Origin of the sequence: uncultured Nostoc sp., assembly GCF_937863485.1 — a bacterium.
GTDB lineage: Bacteria > Cyanobacteriota > Cyanobacteriia > Cyanobacteriales > Nostocaceae > Nostoc.
Genome location: NZ_CALMFY010000019.1, coordinates 26,787 through 30,700, shown reverse-complemented (window position 1 = coordinate 30,700; position 3,914 = coordinate 26,787). Strand labels below are relative to the sequence as shown.

Sequence of the window (3,914 nt, the reverse complement as noted above, 5' to 3'; positions counted from 1 at the left end):
CTCCTGAATAACCGTAGTCAAGTTCTTCGTGTGAATCAACAGTGAGTCCCAGTTCTGCTTCAACTGCAATACTTCGCTCTTTAGCCCTTTGAACTCTAAGCTCTCTAATGTCGCTGATGACTTGGGCATATTCTTTAACTGTGTCAGCAAGGGAGTTAATTCTTGTCTCAAATTCTCGTTGCTCTGCTCGTACTCGTGAGAGGAGAGATTCTGATTCTTCAATTCCCCCGTCAGCATCTCGATTGTCACCATCGCTTTGCTGAGGAGTTGATTCTGAATTAGATTCGTTTGTGCCCATGCTTGTAACTCTGCCCTATCTCTTTCGCGTTCAGTTTTCTGTGATTGCTTAAAATTTTCAAACTCTCTATATAATCTGCCCAGTGCTATCTTGACCTCACCCAGTTCACTGCTCTCTACTAAATCGGCAGTTGAGGAGTGAAGATTGCTGTGATTGCCGTTGCCATTATTGTTGTTGCTCATTAGTTTTCTTTTGACCCCGACGAGAAGTAGACGCAGTGATTTTTGTCTGTTTTGAAGTCGTAGTGTTTTCTAAAGCAGCAACCAGAACAAGAGGTTGTTGTAACCCCAGATAAGCCCCAGCTTTTTCAAGCTCTGGTTTAGCCTGATCTAAAAACCCACTGACTAGTAGGTAATCCCCAAAAGGAAAACCATTCTCTTCAGTCGCAGCCGAGTAAGGTAGACCTTTCTCTGTCAACGTGTCAAAGGTCGAGTAGTCTAGTTCTGGCATTTCTATTTCTATGCCTTTTAGTTCGGCTATCGCTGCCGATGTTTTACTATTCTCCCATCGCTGAAAACCTGAACCCTTATCCCAGCAGAGATTTTTTACCACCACATAATCTGCTTTATCGCCGCAGAACTCAGCCATAGTTTTTAAGCTAGTGATGACTGAATAACCAAGATTAAGCACAGTCACCAGCGTTACCCGATAACCTAAATCACCTGCAATCTTGAATAGCCCAAACTTACTGATAATCTCCCTAGTTTTATTGCTTGATGCCCCCGGCATATCTACTATTATTGAGTCGGGTGATTCCGCTTTTATTTCTGTAAAGAAGCGTTTCGCCTCTGCCACCTCCAAGAAGTTTAACAGCCTTACTCCTGAGCCAAAATTTTGATAGTACTCGTACAGTTCTGGATTCTCTGTATCTGCGTCATAAGCTAGATAATTAATGCCCTTTAAGTGCATTACATCTAATAGCAAGCGAGTAAAGGCAGTTTTACCTGTACCACCCTTGCCCCCCAGTATCATCACAATACGTTTCATATTTCGCTCCTATCAGTGATATTAAATTGGGAAGAAGTATTAGGAGTTGTTTTCTTTCGTCTACTAGTTTTAGATGATGATGAGTCGGATGGTTCACTACTATCAATTGGTGAACTATCTGGCTCTACTGCTGGAACATCATTATTAATTGTGGTTGAAGAATCAGTTGATTCTGGCTCTAAGTCAGAATTAACTGATTCTTCAACCGCTTTACCTGATGAGGAATTACTCAAAGAGGAGTCATTTGATGTTGAAGCTTTTTTATGAAAACTCTTCAGACCACTGGCCGCCAGTTCTACCCCATGACCTTTAAACACATCAGAAACATCTTCATAAGAATAGCCAGCGTCTAACATATCCTGAATAGGTTTAGCCAAACTGAGGACTAAATCTGACAGGCTGATAGTCTTAGGTGTTGCCGCTTTCTGTTTGAGACTGGTTTGAATATCTTCTATTTTTGATAAAGGAACAGCTTTCGGTTTGCGAGACATACCTACCAGGAATAATAAATCACTTCATTGTAAAAAATTCGTGGTCATCAAAAGTTTAAGTTTCTTGTCGTGATGTGACTCTCTATCAACAAAAAAGGGTTTGTATCCTCGTGAGGTAGACTAGTTTAAAAAAGCAGTTACCCATGAATCAACATTCTGATATCAAAGGGATAGGGCCGCATTGTTAAACAGACCCAGCCCTCAGTTACACCGAGGTTGTGCATATAGTCAATCGTGGTTCGCCAAAGTCTCGTACTCCCCCAGTCTCCCGTTGTGCCCCCAAGTCTCGTTCCCCTAGCCCGTCGTTAGGGCTTAGGCAAGCAATACGCCGTAACGCACTACGTGCTACTTTACCCTCCGGGTAAAGCGGCGTGGTTGCTTGTTGGGGGATACCCCCAAACCCCCGAAAAACCGTTCTTTTCAAGGGGTTAATAAGTCAAGAGAGTTCCGGGTTATTCGCCTACCTGTTCGGCGCTCCGCGCCATAGCAGCTACAGCGAATAACCCGGTGAAAAATGAAGAAGTAGATAAATAAACGCCTAACCAGTTATGCAGCCAGACCCCCGTATCAATCTTAGCAATCAACTAGCTGACACATTAACCAATCGGTCAGTAGCACCAGATGAAAAGCGAGAAGTAACCATCACGTTTAGGGCTAGCTATGCTGAGAAAGCTAGACTAGAGCAGCGTTGTAGTGGAGTGGTGCAAAGTGACTATATAAGAGCGAGATTATTTGATTATCCTCTACCACATCCTAAATTAGTCATTCCCGAAGTGAACCGACAGGCTATCTATGAGCTAAAGAAGATTGGTAACAACCTGAATCAGCAGACCAAAGCTATTAACGAAGCTGTGAAAATTGGTAGCCAACCCTTGAGTAATGAGGTGAAATTATATCTGAAAACTCTTGAAGAACTGACAGCACTTTTAGAACGGACTCGCCAATCACTCACTCAACCTACGGTAGAGGGACAGCGCAATGATTACCAAAGTCAAGGCGAATAAATCATTTCGTGGAACTACTAAATATGTAATAGAGAAAGAGAAAGCCAAAATTATTGGCGGGAATATGTACGGTAAAAGCACTAATGAACTGGTCGAGCAGTTTACCTTATCAGCCCATCTTAACCCTCAGCTAAAAGACCCCTGCTATCACCTAATGCTGTCAGTGCCAAAAACTGATAGAACGCTCAATGATGACGAATTAGCTAATCTATCGCAACGTCACTTGGCATCAGTCATTGTACTATCGCGGCTTCAAGGTGATGAATCCCAAGTCAAACAGCCAGATAAAAGGATAGCTGATACTAAACTGAACCAGCTAGTTGATGAATTTATAGAATCAGAACTACCAGCTTATGACTTCTTTATAGCGCGGCACTCAGACAAAGAACACGACCACACCCACATCGTTGCATCTAGAGTTAATAACCTAGATGGTAAATCTATTCGTACCTGGAATAATTACGCCTATTCAGAACACTCTGCCCGACTACTAGAGCGAGAATTTAAGCTAACCCAAATCCCAAGTAGTTGGGAGAGCAAGCAAAAGGCTATGACTCGTAATCAACTGGAGCGAGTCAAACGTGATGGACTTCCAGGCGAAGAAATAATGCGCCAAGCGATTGAACAAGTGGCAGCAAATAAACCCACAATGCCCCAGCTAATTGAGCAGTTATGGAGAGAGCATCAAGTTAAAGCCATCGTCAGTTATTACGGTCACGGTGGGGTAAGAGGTATTAAATTTGGTATTGATATTGGCTCAGTTAATGAAGATGGTAGCCCTCATCTGCTCTGGAAACAGGGAGGTAATCTCAATAAATATAAGTGTTCATTTACAAAGCTTCAGACCGAGTTGGGGATAAGTTATGACCCCATACGGGACAATAGCGAAATTAAACGCCTAAATAATTTCTTAGAATCTGTAGATAATAACCAAGTTAATCAACAGCTAATATTAACCATCTCCCCGAAAAAAGCTCAAAATATAGCCGAAACTAAACACCAGATAAACTCAGCTAAATCAGATGCGGAACAACGAGCCAGTTCAGAACTCATAAATACAATCTCTGACTTTATTTCACAGTCAGTAGTTGATGATGCCTTGGTTGAAAAGTTACCACAATTAACAGAACAACT

The 3,914-nt window shown here is 42.2% G+C and carries 6 protein-coding genes; 2 read left to right on the top strand and 4 right to left on the bottom strand.

The window, feature by feature from the left end; translation table 11 throughout:
- From Q0541_RS02885 to Q0541_RS02870, 4 genes are all read right to left on the bottom strand, one after another.
- A partial coding sequence (locus tag Q0541_RS02885; protein ID WP_298905257.1) for a hypothetical protein occupies positions 1 to 298 on the bottom strand: 298 nt, incomplete at its 3' end.
- A gap of 165 nt (positions 299 to 463) precedes the next feature.
- Positions 464 to 1,285 (bottom strand): hypothetical protein, encoded by an 822-nt coding sequence (locus tag Q0541_RS02880; protein WP_298905255.1) that lies wholly within the window; start codon positions 1,283 to 1,285, stop codon positions 464 to 466.
- Complete coding sequence (locus tag Q0541_RS02875) at positions 1,282 to 1,776, bottom strand: hypothetical protein (RefSeq protein ID WP_298905253.1); 495 nt, start codon at positions 1,774 to 1,776, stop codon at positions 1,282 to 1,284. Before Q0541_RS02875 ends, Q0541_RS02880 begins: the two co-directional genes overlap by 4 nt.
- 205 nt (positions 1,777 to 1,981) lie before the next feature.
- On the bottom strand, positions 1,982 to 2,200 hold the full coding sequence (locus Q0541_RS02870; protein ID WP_298905251.1) for a hypothetical protein: 219 nt from the start codon (positions 2,198 to 2,200) through the stop codon (positions 1,982 to 1,984).
- A 124-nt stretch (positions 2,201 to 2,324) separates the two neighbouring features.
- On the opposite strand from Q0541_RS02870, the gene mobC reads away from it, so the two are divergent.
- Positions 2,325 to 2,780 (top strand): plasmid mobilization relaxosome protein MobC, encoded by a 456-nt coding sequence (gene mobC, locus Q0541_RS02865; protein WP_298905249.1) that lies wholly within the window; start codon positions 2,325 to 2,327, stop codon positions 2,778 to 2,780.
- Positions 2,755 to 3,914 (top strand): relaxase/mobilization nuclease domain-containing protein (locus Q0541_RS02860; RefSeq protein WP_298905248.1); only part of this gene is annotated, 1,160 nt, incomplete at its 3' end. The genes mobC and Q0541_RS02860, both read left to right, overlap by 26 nt.